The 15,378-nt window shown below is 62.0% G+C and carries 14 protein-coding genes; 3 read left to right on the forward strand and 11 right to left on the reverse strand.

From position 1 onward, the window contains the following. The first annotated feature begins 1 nt into the window (after window position 1). Together JV18_RS0100260 and JV18_RS0100265 are read left to right on the forward strand one after the other, a co-directional pair. Window positions 2-1,168: an ABC transporter permease gene (locus tag JV18_RS0100260; RefSeq protein ID WP_033072911.1), complete on the forward strand. Its 1,167-nt coding sequence runs from the start codon at window positions 2-4 to the stop codon at window positions 1,166-1,168. After that, complete coding sequence (locus tag JV18_RS0100265) at window positions 1,165-2,316, forward strand: ABC transporter permease (RefSeq protein ID WP_235302684.1); 1,152 nt, start codon at window positions 1,165-1,167, stop codon at window positions 2,314-2,316. The genes JV18_RS0100260 and JV18_RS0100265 overlap by 4 nt, the downstream gene beginning before the upstream one ends. A 55-nt stretch (window positions 2,317-2,371) precedes the next feature. Here the strand turns inward: JV18_RS0100265 and JV18_RS0100270 are convergent, their stop codons facing one another. The 11 genes from JV18_RS0100270 to wecB all read right to left on the reverse strand — a co-directional run bounded on the left by JV18_RS0100270 (window position 2,372) and on the right by wecB (window position 14,173). Then, entirely contained in the window at window positions 2,372-2,812 is a 441-nt protein-coding gene (locus JV18_RS0100270; protein WP_235302686.1) for a hypothetical protein, read from the reverse strand. A 34-nt stretch (window positions 2,813-2,846) separates the two neighbouring features. After that, window positions 2,847-4,790, reverse strand: a complete 1,944-nt coding sequence (gene ftsH, locus JV18_RS0100275; RefSeq protein ID WP_033072913.1) for an ATP-dependent zinc metalloprotease FtsH — start codon at window positions 4,788-4,790, stop codon at window positions 2,847-2,849. A 99-nt stretch (window positions 4,791-4,889) separates the two neighbouring features. Further along, complete coding sequence (gene tilS / locus JV18_RS0100280) at window positions 4,890-5,894, reverse strand: tRNA lysidine(34) synthetase TilS (protein ID WP_052071633.1); 1,005 nt, start codon at window positions 5,892-5,894, stop codon at window positions 4,890-4,892. Beyond that, window positions 5,848-6,774, reverse strand: a complete 927-nt coding sequence (locus tag JV18_RS0100285; protein WP_033072997.1) for a tetratricopeptide repeat protein — start codon at window positions 6,772-6,774, stop codon at window positions 5,848-5,850. The genes tilS and JV18_RS0100285 overlap by 47 nt, the downstream gene beginning before the upstream one ends. Before the next feature lie 128 nt (window positions 6,775-6,902). Beyond that, window positions 6,903-7,763, reverse strand: a complete 861-nt coding sequence (locus JV18_RS0100290) for a helix-turn-helix domain-containing protein (protein ID WP_235302688.1) — start codon at window positions 7,761-7,763, stop codon at window positions 6,903-6,905. 105 nt (window positions 7,764-7,868) lie between these two features. Beyond that, window positions 7,869-9,170 carry an ATP-dependent protease ATPase subunit HslU gene (gene hslU / locus JV18_RS0100295; protein WP_033072915.1) on the reverse strand — a complete coding sequence of 434 codons (1,302 nt, stop codon included), beginning with the start codon at window positions 9,168-9,170 and terminating at the stop codon, window positions 7,869-7,871. Between the two features lie 5 nt (window positions 9,171-9,175). Then, window positions 9,176-9,742 (reverse strand): ATP-dependent protease subunit HslV, encoded by a 567-nt coding sequence (gene hslV / locus JV18_RS0100300; protein ID WP_033072916.1) that lies wholly within the window; start codon window positions 9,740-9,742, stop codon window positions 9,176-9,178. 39 nt (window positions 9,743-9,781) lie between these two features. Beyond that, window positions 9,782-10,861, reverse strand: a complete 1,080-nt coding sequence (locus tag JV18_RS0100305; RefSeq protein ID WP_033072998.1) for a mannose-1-phosphate guanylyltransferase/mannose-6-phosphate isomerase — start codon at window positions 10,859-10,861, stop codon at window positions 9,782-9,784. A 22-nt stretch (window positions 10,862-10,883) separates the two neighbouring features. After that, window positions 10,884-11,726, reverse strand: coding sequence for a class I mannose-6-phosphate isomerase (locus JV18_RS0100310; protein WP_235302690.1), 843 nt, complete (start codon window positions 11,724-11,726; stop codon window positions 10,884-10,886). Between the two features lie 46 nt (window positions 11,727-11,772). Beyond that, window positions 11,773-13,068: a UDP-N-acetyl-D-mannosamine dehydrogenase gene (wecC, locus tag JV18_RS0100315; RefSeq protein WP_033072917.1), complete on the reverse strand. Its 1,296-nt coding sequence runs from the start codon at window positions 13,066-13,068 to the stop codon at window positions 11,773-11,775. After that, on the reverse strand, window positions 13,055-14,173 hold the full coding sequence (gene wecB, locus JV18_RS0100320) for a non-hydrolyzing UDP-N-acetylglucosamine 2-epimerase (RefSeq protein ID WP_033072918.1): 1,119 nt from the start codon (window positions 14,171-14,173) through the stop codon (window positions 13,055-13,057). The genes wecC and wecB overlap by 14 nt, the downstream gene beginning before the upstream one ends. Window positions 14,174-14,428: 255 nt before the next feature. Here wecB and JV18_RS0100325 point away from each other — a divergent pair, with 255 nt between their 5' ends. Next, the gene (locus JV18_RS0100325) at window positions 14,429-15,244 is read left to right on the forward strand and encodes a metallophosphoesterase family protein (RefSeq protein WP_052071636.1); all 816 of its coding nucleotides are present in this window, start codon (window positions 14,429-14,431) and stop codon (window positions 15,242-15,244) included. Window positions 15,245-15,378: the final 134 nt, after the last annotated feature.

Raw genomic sequence — 15,378 nt, forward strand, 5'->3', positions numbered from 1 at the left:
CATGGGCAAGGCGTTTCGGGCGGCATTTCGGCGGGAGATCGCTTTTCTGAAGGGCAGCGCGCTCGATCGCGCCATGCTGTTTCTGATGCCCGCCATCCTGCTGGCGCTCGTCTCCTTTGAACTGGCAGGCGGCGTGATGCGCGATTTGCCCATTGCGGTCGTCGATACGGACGGCAGCGCCATCAGCCGGGAATTGACGCGGCGGCTCGACAGCGCACCCGGGCTGAGTGTCGCCGCTACCCCGGATGATATGATGGCCGCCGAGAAGCTGGTGCGGGCGCGCAAGGTGTATGCCATTGTCGCCTTGTCGCCGCAGATGACCCGCGACGCGCTGCGCGGGGACACCGGCGCGGTGACGATCCTGTACAATGCCAGCTATTCCACCCCTTCGGGGGGCGTGGTGCGGGCGGTGGAAGAGGTTGTCCGTTCCTACGCCGCCACTTTGGCGGGCCAATCCACCGCAGCGATCGCGGGGCCGGGCGCCATTCGCCCGCCACCCGTCGCGGCTCGGACCAGCGTACTGTTCAATCCCCAGGGCAGCTATGAGTTGCAGCTCGTCGGGCTGTTGTGGCCCGCCATTTTGCATCTGATTTTCATGGTCGCGATCGTCAGCGCGCTGGGACGCGAATTGCGCGATGGCACCATCGGCGCCTGGCTCGGCGCCTTGTCCCGGAGCGATGCTGTAGCGGAGGTTGCGGGCAAGATTGCGCCTTATCTTCTGGTCTTCACGGCGTGGGGCATCATCGCCAATGCCTATCTTTCCTGGTTTCGCGGTTGGCCGATCGAGGGCAGCGCGACCATGATATTCTTTGGCTATATCGCCATGTATCTGGCCTATGTCGGCATGGCGGCGCTGGTCGTCGGGTTGACCCGATCAATGGCGCAGTCGCTGTCGGTCGCGGGCATTTTTGCGGGCGCCTCCTTCGCTTTTTCCGGGGCAATTTTTCCGATTGAATCGGCATCGGCCTTTGCGCGCTGGTGGAGCCTGGCGCTGCCCTATACGGCCTTTGTCAAACTATGGGCCGAACAATATGTCATGGGCACGGACATGGCCTATTCCATGCGCCAGATCTGGGTGATGCTCGGCTTTTTCGCGGTTGGTTCGCTGATTGGCATTCCGCGCTACATCGCGGCGGCGCGGTTGCCCTCCACCTGGGGGAAAAGATGATGGCATCCTCCTTCTGGTCTGCCTTTCGCGCGACCTTTCGCGCCGTGTTCGCCGATCGCTCGGTCGTGCTGTTGCTGGTGGGGGCGGCGGTTCTCTATTCTTTCTTTTATCCTTCGGCTTATTCGGGGGAGGTTCCCGAGCATATTCCCATCGCCGTCGTCGACGAGGATAACAGCGGGTTGAGCCGCGCCTTTCTGGTCAAGCTGGGCGCGGTGCAGCAAGCCGATATACGCGCGCGCGCGCTGTCGGGGCGGGAAGCGCTTCAGATGATGCAAAAGCGCGAGGTCGACGCTTTCGTCGTCATCCCGTCCGGCTTTGAACAATCGGTGCTGCGGGGCGAGGCCGGCTGGGTCAATCTTTATGGCAATGGCGCCTTTTTGCTACGCAGCAGCACCTCGCTCGCGGGCATAGGCGCCGCGCTGGGCGACGTCGGGCGACAGGCAGGGCTGGCGCAAGCGATGGCGCAGGGCGCGCCGGCCGCAGCGCCGCTGGACCTCATCCAGCGGCCCCTGTTCAACACCCGCGAAGGCTATGGCAGCGCCGTCGTGCCCGCGGTGACCTTTCTGATCATCCAGCAGACGATTTTGATGGGGCTTGCCATGCTGGCTGCGACGCTGCGCGAACAGCGCGGGCCTTATCGCTTTGCGCTGCCCAGCCTGGGCGGGATCGCCTGCGCCTTTCTGGTGATCGGGTTGGCGGTGGTTATTTACTGGACGGGTTTCGTCTTCTGGTTCCAGGATTATCCGCGCGCCGGGGCGGACATTGTCACCCTGCTGGTGGCCGCGCTGCTCTTTGTTGCGGCGACGGTGGCGGCGGCGATGGCGCTGGCGAGCTTTCTGGAAACGCGCGAACGGCCCGTACAGCTTTGGATCGTCACCTCGCTGCCCATCTATTTCCTCGCCAACCTGTCGTGGCCGGCCGAGGCGACGCCGCAGTCGCTGGTCTGGCTCGGGCGTCTGCTGCCTTCCACGCCGGGTATTCATTTGATGATCGGCATCAATCAGATGGGGGCATCGCTGAGCGAGCAGCGAACGGAAGTGCTCAACCTGCTCTTCCTGATTCTGCTGTATGGCGGCATTGCGGTCTGGCGGCTGGGAACCCGGTCGCCGGCGCCATTATCGCAGGCACCGGCTTCACCGGGCCAATAGGCGAGGCGGCGACAGCAGCTGAACGGCGTAGCCGCGCACGCATCCTGCCCGGTCTTTACCGGGGGCAGGGATAACGTTTGCGCATCAAGCCGTCGAAAGCGACGCTGATCGAGATGCGCGGGCGCTGGCTTGCGGGATAGCTGCGCAGATGGGCGAGCCATTCGTCGGGGGAGAGCGTGCCGCTTTCGGGCGGGCAACTGGTGGTGGGGCGTCCGGCGCGCCGCTGGGCGTCAATCCGCGCCTTATAGCGCTTGCCCGCCGCAATCACCTCACCCTTCAGCCGGTGCCCCTCGGGGGTCGCGATCGCGAGGGGACCGAGCGGCATCAGCGCATCGGCGCGGGCCAGAAAGGCCGCGACGCTCATTTCGCCCGGCGCCGCGGCGCATAGGAAGAGGGCCGCCGAGGTGGCGGCCCCGATGCGCAGGGAGGAACGCGAAAGGATCGGCGGCAGGCGGCGGCGGGGCAGGGCCAGCTGGCGCCAGTCCCCGCTGTTCACGCCCGCAAACGCGCTTTTCGCCGCCGCTATGGGCTCAGGCCCCTTGCGGATTGGCGTCGCCAAAGGGGCGGGGCTTGCGCTTGATCTGCGGCAGCGAACCGGCATGGCCCTGAACGGGTTTGCCTGTCTTGCCCTGATCGTCATCGCGGCCGATATCTTCGCCCTTGATCGCGCGGCGAGCTTCCTCGCCCGACAGCGTCTCATATTCGAGCAAGGCGCCCGCCAGCAGGTGCAATTGGTCGAGATGATCGGTCAGCACCTTGCGCGCGGTGGTTTCGCCTTCCTCGACAAGGCGGCGGACTTCGGCGTCGATCAGTTTCGCCGTTTCTTCCGACATATTCTGCGCGCGCGAGACGCTATGGCCGAGGAACACCTCGTCCTGATTGTCGCGATAGCGCAGCCAGCCGAGCTTTTCCGACATGCCATATTCCATGACCATGGAGCGCGCCATGTCGGTCGCCTGCTGAATATCATTCGACGCGCCGGTGTTCAGCTCATCCTCGCCATAGATGAGCTGCTCGGCGATCCGCCCGCCGAAACAGAGCGCAAGGCGCGCCTTCATCTGCTTCATGCTCATCGAATAACGGTCGCGTTCGGGCAGGTTCCAGGTCACGCCCAGCGCGCGGCCGCGCGGGATGATCGTCACCTTGTGCAAGGGATCACAGCCCTCGACATGGAGCGACACGAGCGCATGGCCCGCCTCATGATAGGCCGTGGATTTCTTCTCATCCTCGGTCATCACCATCGACCGGCGCTCAGCGCCCATCATGACCTTGTCCTTGGCTTCTTCAAACTCGTTCGAGGCGATCAGCCGCTTGCCCCTGCGCGCCGCGAGCAGCGCCGCCTCATTGGCAAGATTGGCAAGGTCAGCGCCCGAAAAGCCGGGAGTGCCGCGCGCAATGCGGCGCAGGTCGACGTCGGGGGCAAGCGGCTTCTTGCGGGTGTGAACTTCGAGGATTTTCTGGCGGCCCTCGATATCGGGACGCGGCACGACGACCTGGCGGTCGAAACGGCCGGGGCGCAGCAGCGCGGGGTCGAGCACGTCGGGGCGGTTGGTCGCCGCGACGATGATGATGCCTTCATTGGCTTCAAAACCGTCCATTTCGACAAGAAGCTGGTTCAGCGTCTGTTCGCGCTCGTCATTGCCATTGCCCAGACCCGCGCCGCGATGGCGGCCCACAGCGTCGATTTCGTCGATGAAGACGATGCAGGGAGCATTGCGCTTCGCCTGTTCGAACATGTCGCGCACGCGGCTGGCGCCGACGCCGACGAACATTTCGACGAAATCGGAACCCGAGATGGTGAAGAAGGGTACGCCCGCTTCGCCCGCGATGGCGCGCGCGAGCAGGGTCTTGCCGGTGCCGGGCGAGCCGACGAGCAGCGCGCCCTTCGGAATCTGGCCGCCGAGCTTGGAAAATTTGGTCGGGTCTTTCAGAAATTCGACGATTTCCTCAAGCTCCTCGCGCGCTTCGTCGATGCCCGCGACATCGTCAAAGGTCACGCGGCCCTGCTTTTCGGTCAGCATCTTGGCGCGCGACTTGCCAAAACCCATCGCGCCTGAGCCATTATTCTTCTGCACCTGACGGAAAACGAAGAAGGCGACCGCGAGGATTAGCAGGAAGGGAAGCGACTGGACGAGCATATACATCCAGAAATTCGGCGTTTCGACGGGTTTGCCGTCATATTTGACGCCATGTTCGTTGAGCATTTTAAGAAGGTCGGGATCGCGCACGACATTGGCGGTGAAACGGTCGCCGTTCGCCATGGTGCCGGTCACCCGGTCTTCCGAAAGCACGACATCCTTGACCGCGCCTTCCTCGACCTTTTGCCGGAATTCGGAATAGGCAAGGGGAGTCCCCGCGGGCTGTGCGGCCCCGCCGAACATCGAGGCGATGAGGAGCATGGCGAGCAAGATGCCGCTCCAGATCATCACGCTCTTCATCCAGGGATTGCCCTGCGGTTCCTTGTCATCCTGCATGCGGAGTCTTTCTTACAAAATATCGCGTACCGCCGGGGCGGTCTGTGTCGCATTCCTATCTGCAAGATAGGAAGATAGCGTTAAATGACAATGCGCCAATCAGCCCTTTATACGCGCTTTCCGGCGCGGAGCCGGCGAAATGCGCCAAATTGAGCCATTTGCGCTGGAAGCAGGGTCGATCAGCAGCGATCCGACCATCGCGCGCCGCCCTTCGCGCATCGCTGCAATCACCCCGTCGAGCGCGCTGCCGCGCAATTTGAGCGCAGGGTCATTGGCGCTGAGCCGGCGGGCAACGATTCGCCGAAAAATTTCAGCGGGATAGCCTTCGTCACGGATGGCCGAAGCATCGCCTGTTTCGGGCCAGGAAGACAGAATTTGTTCCACCGTCCAATCAATCGCCTCATCGGCTTCGCCCAGCCACTCGGCGGAGCGTGCGGCGGCCTCGGTGTCGATCAGTGACTGGGATTTCAAGGCTTTGCGCAAGCGCGCGCGATCGAAACGGCTATCCTGATTCGAAGGGTCGTCAACAAAGGGAAGATGCTGGTCGAGCGCAATCTGGACGAGGCTGGTGCGCCGCCAGTGAAGCAGGGGCCGCAGGACCGCCCCGTTGCGCCCACGGATTGCGGCCAGCCCGCCGACGCCGCTGGCGCGGTTCAGCCGCATGATCAGCGTTTCCAACTGATCATCGGCGTGATGCGCCGTGACGAGATAGTCGATCGAGCGCTCGCTGCGCCACTGTTCCAGCAATCGGTAGCGTTCCTTGCGCGCAGCCGCCTGCAGCGACCCGCAGATCGGCGCAGACGGGCTCAGGATTGCATGGGCAATATGCTCGCGCGCGCAAAAACCGGCAACCATGCGCGCTTCCTGTGCGGATTCGCGCCGGAGGCCATGATCGACCGTGGCCGCCGAAACCTGCCCGGGAAGAAGCGATGTCATCAGCCAGAGCAGCGCCATGCTGTCGGGCCCGCCGGACACAGCCACCCCATAATGGCAGCGCCGCCAGTCCGTCCCGACAAGTCGGGCCAGATCGGCGGCCAAACGCGCCTCAATGCCGGTTTCAGCAGCCGGCTTTTGCTTTTGCGGCGGCAGCATCGGAACGGACATCCTGCGGGGCCTTGTCGCCATAGACTTCATCCAGTTCGCGGAAGGCCTTGCACGCATCGGCCTTGCGCCCCAACCGGTCGAGCGCGACACCCATATACATCAGGCTGTGCGGCGCGCGGGCGCCGCTGGGGCGGTCCTTGTAATTATTATAAAAGGCGACGGCCGCCAAGCTGGGCTTTCCTTCGTCCAGATAGGCGCGGCCCAAGAGATTCTGGGCGAAACTGGCCAGCCGATGGTCGGGCCATTTGCTCACCACCGTTTTCAGCTGCGCTTGCGCTTCGGGGTAAAGCTTCGCCTCCCAAAGGCGATAGCCATAGGTATAGGCGTCATCGACCTCATTGCCGGTTGCGGGGATTTCGACCTTTTTTACCAGGGCCAACCGGCTCGCGTCGGGTTTGGAAGGCGTTTCGGACTTGGGCGCGGTCTTTTTCGGCGTCAGGCTGGCGGGGGTTGCGACGGCCTGGCCCTCCGTGGTGGCGCCATCCGCTGCGCCGCTTGCCGTTCCCGCAGACAGGCGCTTGTCGACCTCAGCCTTATAGGTCGCGAACTTCTTTTCCAGCTCGCGCAGTTGAAAGGCATTTTGCTCGGTTTGCCCGGTCAGCGTCTGAAGCTGCGCCTCCAGCGCATCGACCCGTGCCGTCAGATCGATGACGGGCGCATTGCTGCGAACCCGCTCGCCGGGGACATTGTCGGGCGCAATCTCGCCTTCGAAAAAGGCTGGATTGCCGCCGGGAAAGACTGAGCGCTGCACGGCGCGCATTTCCTTCTCCAGCCGCTCGACCCTTTTGTCGATCGCGCCGTCTTGCGCGGCCGCTGTGGGAATGGATGCCGGAACGGCCAGCAAGGCCGCTGCGGTGGTGAACAGAACAAGCTTATGCATTTTCATCTGCCAAATGGCCCCCGCCAATTATCTCTCATGCGAATATGTCCCATAATGCGGCAACTAGTGCCAGCGCAAACCCCTTTCGGCGCGCCGGACCGTCCTTTTGCCGCTTCGCAGATGAAGGATTACTGACCGGGAGCGCGTGCGGCGGGGGCAGGGGCTGCTTCTCCCGCGCGGGCAAGCAGGTCGGCAGGTTTCAGCGAAACATTTTTCACCAGCGTATCGGCCGGGCCGATCGAACCGACGTCCTTGCCGCCGACCGTGACTTTCAGCGCTTGCGGGATGCTGGTGCGCAGGGTGAATCGCTCGATATAATCCGCCGGTATTTCATAGGTTTCGCCAGCGTCGAGCGTGCGCCAATTTTCGGTTTTGCCCTTGTCGTCGTCAAAGCCGATCCACACTTCGCTGTGCGCGGTCAGCACGACGGGAGCGTTGGCGGGAACGGTTGCAGCGGCCTTGGCTTGCGGATCGCTTGCCGGCCCGGCCGCGGCTTCGGAGGCGTCGGCGGCCTGATTTTGCGCGGCAATCAACGCTTCATCGGGTTCGACCGACAAAAAGCGCCAGACGCCATAGGCCGATGCCAGCAGCGCGGTGACGATCACCAATGTCCAGGTCAGCCGTGCGGTCGGCAAACGCGCCGGATCGGTCGGCTCATAGGCTTCATAGACCGGGCGCGCCGCATATTCCTGTTCTTCCAGTTCGCGGCGAATCTCTGCGCCGATTTCCGCCTCGGGCAGATCGACCGCGCGGGCATAGGCGCGCGCGAATCCGGTGACGTAGGTGCGTCCGGGAAGTTCAGAAAATTCCGAATTTTCAATGGCCTCAAGGTGCCGCTGCGTGATTCGCGTTCGCGAAGCAACGTCGGCAAGCGACAGATTCGCAGCCTCGCGCGCCATGCGAAGTCGATCACCGGTGCGCGTGATCGCCAGTTCGCCCTGCTCGGCGCCCTCTTCTTCGTCCATTGCTGTCTCCGTTTCGGTCCGCACCGGATTGTTCGACTGGTCCGTTCATCGCATTGACGACGCGGCAAAGTCAAATGAAGTTCGGGGGGCTGAACGGTTGAATTGACAGCAGATTAAACAGGCGCCGCGCTAGAGCACATATTTGCTGAGGTCGGTGTCCCCCGCAACGTCGGCCAATTGCTTGTCGACATAGGCGGCGTCGATCTCGATTGTCGTGCCCGCTATGTCCTCGGCGGTGAAGCTGATTTCCTCGACCAGCCGCTCCATCATGGTTTGCAGGCGGCGGGCGCCGATATTCTCGACCGTCTCGTTCACATCGGCGGCAAGCCGGGCGACGCGCGCAATTCCGTCCGACTTAAAGTTCACCGTCACCCCTTCGGTGGCGAGCAGCGCGCTATATTGTTCGGGCAGTCCGGCCTTGGCTTCGGTCAAAATGCGGACGAAATCCTCTTCGGTCAGTGCGCTCAGTTCGACGCGAATGGGCAGGCGCCCCTGCAATTCGGGCAGCAGGTCGCTCGGCTTGGCGACATGAAAGGCGCCCGATGCGATGAACAGCACATGGTCGGTCTTCATCGGCCCATATTTGGTCGCAACGGTCGTGCCTTCGATCAGCGGCAACAGGTCGCGCTGCACGCCTTCGCGGCTGACCGATCCGCCGCGCACGTCGCTCACCGCAATCTTGTCGATCTCGTCGAGGAAAACGATGCCGTTGGCTTCGGCATCGGCAAGCGCGACCCGCGCGACATCATCCTGATCCAGCCTTTTCTCCTGTTCCTCCTCGATCAGGCGAAAGGCGGCATCGACGACCTTCATCTTGCGCCGCTTTTTCGGCGCGCCGCCCAGCGCCTTGCCCAGCATGTCAGACAGGTTGATCATGCCAACCTGTCCGGGCTGGCCGGGAAGTTCGAAGGGCATGGCCGGGGCTTCGGCGATCTCGATCTCAATCTCGGTATCGTCCATATGCCCGTCGCGAACGCGTTGGCGAAAGCTTTGACGCGTTGCCTCGCTGGCGCCTTTGCCGGTCAGCGCGTCGAGCAGCCTTTCCATCGCGGCCTCTTCGGCAGCCTCGCGCACGGCTTCGCGGCGGCGGTCCTTTTCCAGCCGCACCGCTTCCTCGACCAGATCGCGGGCGATTTGCTCGACGTCGCGGCCGACATAGCCGACTTCGGTGAATTTCGTCGCCTCCACCTTGATGAAAGGCGCGTCGGCGAGCTTCGCCAGACGGCGCGAAATTTCGGTCTTGCCGCAGCCGGTGGGGCCGATCATCAGGATGTTCTTGGGGCTGACTTCGTCGCGCAATTCAGCGGCAAGCTGCTGGCGCCGCCAGCGGTTGCGCAGCGCCACCGCGACCGCACGCTTCGCCGCGTCCTGGCCGATGATATGCGTGTCGAGCGCGGCGACGATCGCCTTCGGGGTCAAGGGTTTGTTCATGGGCTTCAGGCCTGAATTTCGATGATTTCGTGGGTGAACTGGTCGTTGGTATAGACACAGATGTCGGCGGCGACCTCCATCGCGCGGCGCGCTAGTACCTCGGGGTCCTTCTCATAATCGGCGAGCGCGCGCGCCGCCGACAGGGCAAAATTGCCCCCCGAACCAATGGCGGCAATCCCGCCCTTGGGCTCCAGCACATCGCCATTGCCGGTGATGACCAGCGTCACATCCTTGTCGGCGACGATCATCATCGCTTCCAGATTGCGCAGATATTTGTCGGTGCGCCAGTCTTTCGCCAGCTCGACCGCGGCGCGGAGCAATTGTCCGCTGTGCCGCTCCAGCTTGGCCTCCAGCCGTTCGAACAGGGTAAAGGCATCGGCGGTCGCCCCGGCAAAGCCGCCGATCACGCTGCCATCATGCAGCCGGCGAACCTTGCGCGCATTGGGCTTCATCACCGTCTGCCCCATCGACACCTGCCCATCGCCGATGACGACGACCTTGTCGGCACTGCGCGCGGAAAGAATGGTGGTTCCGTGCCAAGGGGCGGAATTATGCGTGGGTTGATCCGTCATGCGGGGCGATATGGGTGAGGGGAACGCCCGTCGCAAGTCTCACGCGTTTGGGGAGGATGGACTCGTCAGGCGTGCCGCGACTTCCCGCACCTCCTGGGTTCGGTCCTTTGGGACAATCAAAATATCATTTCCGTGACTGACGACGACCAGATTGGAAACGCCAACGGCAGCGATGCGCCGCCCTTTATCGGCACGGAAATAATTATTGTTGGCTTCGACGGCCAAAACATCGCCACTACACACATTGCCTTGCATGTCCTTGTCATCCAATGCGTGTAGCGCTGCCCAGCCGCCGACATCAGACCATCCCGGATCAACCGGAATTACGACGACGTTCCTGGCATTTTCCATGACCGCATAATCAATGGAGTCAGAAGGGCTGGCAGAAAAAGCCTCGGTTTCCGGATAGATGCACTGACCATCCCTTTGCGCCCGATCCATCGCCATTTGGCAGGATTGCGCGATCCGGGGCTGCTGGCGGTTGAGTTCTTTCAGAAACTCCTCGGCGTGCATCAGGAATATTCCTGCATTCCAATAATGCCCACCTTTTGCGAGCATGTCTTCGGCCTTGTCACGCGGAGGCTTCTCCACGAAACGTTCGACGTGGTGGACCATGCTGTTTTGGGCGAGAGGGGAACCAGCGGCTATATAACCATAGCCTGTTTCCGGATAGGATGGCGAAATGCCGAAGGTTGCGAGTGCGCCTTTTTCGACAACAGCTCTTACCGTTTCGACAGCAGCGAGAAATGCAGCGACATCGGTCATCACATGATCGGCCGGCATGACAAGAATTTGCGCATCCGCGTCCTGATCCCGGACGAGCAAGCTCGCCAGAGCGATGGCCGGAGCCGTATTACGAGCCGCCGGTTCGATGACAATTTGCGCATCGGTGATTTTGGCGGCGTCAAGATCTGTTCGCACATGGCCGACATGGGCGCCGCCGCATACAATGATGGGAGCGGTAAAGCGGGTGCGGTCGCTTGCCCTGGCGAGCGTCTGTGAAAACATACTGCCAACGCCCACCAGAGGCTGAAACTGTTTTGGAGCTGTTGGTGTGGAAACGGGCCAGAGCCGACTGCCAGAGCCGCCCGACAGAATGACAGGGACAATCTTGCTCATATGAACCTTCGAAAAGAGCGTATCATGCAGGCCAGGCGAGCAGTGCGCGCGCGCTTGGGGCAAGCGAAATTGCTGCAGCGGATTCCGTCAGGACGCATTCCCCGAGGGTAACAGCGTCGCCATCAATCTCACAGCCAGCCGACAAGGGGACGAAGCTATATTCGCTCTGTCTTTCCGGCAGGCAAGGGCGGTAATCCGTTCCCGCCAAGTAAAGAAGGTTGAATGGCCCGTCGTGGACCAGCTCTCGGCTGGCATTCATGTCTACATGCGTGTCACGGGGGTCACAGTGCGGTGCCATAGCTGCAACCGCGAGCCCTTCTTCCAAATGAAGGGGGCGGGGTCTTCCATAGTCATATAGACGATAGGTGCAGTCGACATTTTGCTGAACTTCGATGAGCGTAAGCCCGGCGCCGATCGCGTGGATGACCCCCGCGCGGTTATAAACAAAATCGCCCGTTTTTGCTTCGCGCCAATCCAGCATGTCAACAATAGCACCGCTCAGAGCAGCCTCTTCTAGCTCCTCTCTGTTGCTTTCGCGGGTCAGGCCTACGCCCAATTTTGCATCGGGTTCGGCTTCCAACACCAGCCAGCATTCTTCCTTTCCCCGGGGGTAACCGGCCGCTTTGGCGGCGGCATCATCGGGATGCACCTGAATAGAAAGTCGACTGGAAGTGAAAAGAAATTTCACCAAGATTGAAGACGCGGCGCCACTTGGCGGCGCAAACCAGATTTCACCAATGCGGCGTGACCCGAATTCTCCGAACTCCGGAGGAATGTCTGTTCGCCCCCACGGTTTCTCTACAACAAGCTGTTCAAGATGTCTTGCCATCGCGTATTCCTTGGATGCGACAGGCTTGCTGGTCAACTAGCTACCGTCCATTTTTTCCGGATGGTATTTATACATCGCCTCTTCACGCCACGCGCGACAGGCTCGGCCCGGCTGCTGCAGCGGGTTGATCCGGCCACAGGCCGCGCGTGTCGTAAACGATCTTGTCGGCGCGTTCTTCCAGTGGAATGGACTTGAACAATTCATGATCGACGAGCACGATCAGCAGATCGCAGGAGGCCAGCGCACTGTCGAGCTCGATCAGTTTGGCGCCGCTACCGTCGAACTCGGCGGGCAAGGCCTTCGCAAAGGGTTCGACAATCGAAATGCGCTCGCCAAAGCGCCGGGCAAGCGCCGCCGCCACATCCACCGCCGGGCTTTCGCGAAAATCGTCGATATTGGGTTTGAAGGCGAGGCCCATGCACGCCACCCGCACTTGCGGATGCTGGGCGACGAGCATTTCGGCGGCGCCGATGACATGCGCCGTCTTGGCAATATTGACCTCGCGTGCCGTACGGATCAGGCGGCTCTGCTCGGGCGCGCCATGAACGAGGAACCAGGGATCGACCGCGATGCAATGGCCGCCGACGCCGGGGCCGGGCTGAAGAATGTTCACGCGCGGATGGCGATTGGCGAGGCGGATCACCTCCCACACATCGACGCCCATTTCCTCGGCCATCATCGACAATTCATTGGCAAAGGCGATGTTGACGTCGCGATAGCTGTTTTCGACCAGCTTCACCATTTCGGCGGCCCGCGCCGAGGTGGTAATGCAGGCGCCGCGCACGAACTGGCGATAAAAGGTCATCGCCCGGCGCGCGCAGCGCGGCGTGATCCCGCCGATGCAGCGGTCGTTATCGACCAGCTCGACCAAAATGCGTCCCGGCAAAACCCGCTCCGGACAATAGGAGATGAAGATATCGGCGGCGCCGCTGCACGCCCCGGGCACCTTGAGGTCGGGGCGCAGCTCGGCAAGCAGTGCGGCGACCTTCTCGGTCGTGCCCACGGGCGAGGTGGATTCAAGGATGACGAGATTGCCAGCCTTCAGCACGGGCGCAATCGCCCGCGTGGCGGACAGGACATGGCCGATATCGGGGCGATGCTCTTCATCATGCGGGGTCGGAACGGCGATCACAAAAACATCGGCGGGCAGAGGGGCTGTGGCGGCGGTCAGCGATCCGCGCGCGACCACGCCCTGCACCAGCCCGTCGAGATCGACCTCTTCGATATGCACCTTCCCGCTGTTGACCGTGTCGACGACCTGCTGGCTGACATCGACTCCGGTGACCCGGCAGCCCGACCGCGCAATCAGGGCGGCTGTCGGCAATCCGATATAGCCCAGGCCTAGGACGCAGACCGTCTGTTCGCTATCGATGGGCACGTGCAATAATCTCCGCAATCTGTTTCGCCGCGGTGCCATCGCCAAAGGGATTATGGGCACGCGCCATGGCGTTATAGCTCGCCTCATCGTCCAAAAGGCTGAATATTTCGGTAACAATACGGTTCTTGTCAGTACCGACAAGCCGTGCGGTGCCGGCCGCAACACCCTCGGGGCGTTCGGTGGTCTCGCGCATGACCAGTACGGGCTTGCCGAGCGCGGGCGCTTCCTCCTGTATCCCGCCGCTGTCGGTCAGCACGAGATCGCAAAGGTCGAGCAGGCGGACGAAATGCGGATAATCCAGCGGATCGATCAGCGCGACATTGTCCAGCGCGCCCAAAATGGGCTCCATTGCGCTTCGCACGTGCGGGTTAGGGTGGACAGGGAAAATCACTGCGACATCCGGGCGCGCGGCGATTGCGGCAATGGATTCGGCGATGGCTTTCATGCCTTCGCCGAAATTTTCCCGGCGGTGCGAGGTGACCGCAATGATGCGCTTGCCTGCAAAGCGCGCGGTCAGCGCGTCGAGCCCTGCGGCCAGCGCGGGCTCTTCGCGGATGCGCGCCTGGGTGGCGAGCAGGGCGTCGATCACCGTATTGCCGGTCACATGGATGCGCTCCGCCGGCACATTTTCGGCACGCAGCGCGGCCGCCGCCGTTTCGGTCGGCGCAAAATGCAGATCGGCAATCGCGCCCGCCACCTTGCGGTTCACCTCTTCGGGCCAGGGATGGTAGATTTTGCCGCTACGCAACCCAGCCTCTACATGGTCGACGGGAATCTTGCGGAAATAGGCCGCGAGCGTCGCCGCCATCGTCGTCAACGTGTCGCCATGGACGAGGATGCGTTCGGGTTGTTCGCGCTCGAACGTCTCGCCGAGACCGGTCACGAGGCGAGCGAGCAGCGCGTCGAGCGACTGGTTGGGAGTCATGACGTCGAGGTCGACATCGGGCGTAATGCGCGCGATGTCGAGAACCTGATCGAGCATTTCGCGATGCTGTGCGGTCACGCAGACGCGCACGTCGATCGTATCATGTCCCTGTAGGGCATGAACAACGGGAAACATCTTGATCGCTTCGGGCCGCGTGCCGAAGACCGTCATCACTTTCATCGATCGATCCTCTGACACTGGCCGCCCCGAGCGAAAAAGGCAATCGCTGGAGGCTAATGCTTGATTAAGCAGCAAAGATTGCAACACTCTTAAGTGAGCCCGTTTGCTGCATAAAGTGATCGAAAGAACGGTGCAACGTCTGCCTCATCAAACCGTCATTGTCTGCTGCCGGCCGGGAGGCTAGGGGAGCCAGATGCACAATGGCCCGGTCGCCCGCGTCGCCAGCGAAATTATTTGGAAGTTGGATCCCTTTTGATGTTCTGGAAGCGCAAGAGCAAGCCCGATCCCGTCGTGCGGGGCAGCTTCGCCATCCCTGCGGGGCAACGTGTCTATGCGATCGGCGACATTCATGGGCGCGACGATCTTTTTGCGGAGCTCGTCGACCTGATTCGCGCCGATAATAAAGCGTGCAGCCCTGCGCGGGTGACGCTGATACTCCTAGGCGATCTGGTGGACCGCGGTCCGCAATCTGCCGAGGTCGTCGAGCGGGCGATCCGCTTGCGCGACGAGTTCCAGGATTTGCGTTTGCTGATTGGTAATCACGAGGAATGTTTTCTCGCGGCGCTAACCGGCGATGTCCGCCGTTTGCGCTATTTCATGCGGATCGGGGGCGACGCGACCGTCCACAGTTATTGGAAAGGCGATGTGAGCCTGTCTTCCGCGAGTTTCGAAGAGGTGGCCGAGCGTCTTCCCGCAATGGTGCCCGCGGCGCATGTCGATTTTCTCGGGCAGGGCGAAGACATGATCACGATCGGCGATTATGTCTTTGTCCATGCTGGCATCCGTCCGGGCGTGGCTCTGGAAAGGCAGGCGCTCGCCGACCTGCGCTGGATCCGGGAAGATTTCCTGGCTGACGAACGCGACCACGGGATGATGATCGTCCACGGACATACGATCCGCGACGAGGTCGACGAATGGCCGAACCGGATAGGCATCGACACTGGGGCTTATCAATCCGGCGTATTAACGGCGATCGTCTTGGAAGGGACGGTAAGACGCTTCCTCAAAACCCGAGGCGTTTCCGAACCCGGCGGTGCGGGGCCCAGTGTGGACGCATCGTCGTTCGATTAGGGGCGGTCCCTGCTCCGGTCTTTGCCGTTGCTTGACCAGGTCCTACTCTCTATTGGCCGGACACGCGCCTTTTTCTCGGGGTAAAGTGTTACGGGGGATGTTTTGACGACGCGGAATGCCCTTATTAATCAGAA

Origin of the sequence: Sphingopyxis sp. MWB1 (assembly GCF_000763945.1) — a bacterium.
GTDB lineage: Bacteria > Pseudomonadota > Alphaproteobacteria > Sphingomonadales > Sphingomonadaceae > Sphingopyxis.

Coding starts and splice junctions, on each gene's coding strand:
- JV18_RS0100260 (WP_033072911.1), top strand. CDS start 2: ATGGGCAAGGCGTTTCGGGCGGCATTTCGGCGGGAGATCGCTTTTCTG.
- JV18_RS0100265 (WP_235302684.1), top strand. CDS start 1,165: ATGATGGCATCCTCCTTCTGGTCTGCCTTTCGCGCGACCTTTCGCGCC.
- ftsH (WP_033072913.1), bottom strand. CDS start 4,790: ATGCAGGATGACAAGGAACCGCAGGGCAATCCCTGGATGAAGAGCGTG.
- tilS (WP_052071633.1), bottom strand. CDS start 5,894: ATGTCCGTTCCGATGCTGCCGCCGCAAAAGCAAAAGCCGGCTGCTGAA.
- JV18_RS0100285 (WP_033072997.1), bottom strand. CDS start 6,774: ATGCATAAGCTTGTTCTGTTCACCACCGCAGCGGCCTTGCTGGCCGTT.
- hslU (WP_033072915.1), bottom strand. CDS start 9,170: ATGAACAAACCCTTGACCCCGAAGGCGATCGTCGCCGCGCTCGACACG.
- hslV (WP_033072916.1), bottom strand. CDS start 9,742: ATGACGGATCAACCCACGCATAATTCCGCCCCTTGGCACGGAACCACC.
- JV18_RS0100305 (WP_033072998.1), bottom strand. CDS start 10,861: ATGAGCAAGATTGTCCCTGTCATTCTGTCGGGCGGCTCTGGCAGTCGG.
- wecB (WP_033072918.1), bottom strand. CDS start 14,173: ATGAAAGTGATGACGGTCTTCGGCACGCGGCCCGAAGCGATCAAGATG.
- JV18_RS0100325 (WP_052071636.1), top strand. CDS start 14,429: ATGTTCTGGAAGCGCAAGAGCAAGCCCGATCCCGTCGTGCGGGGCAGC.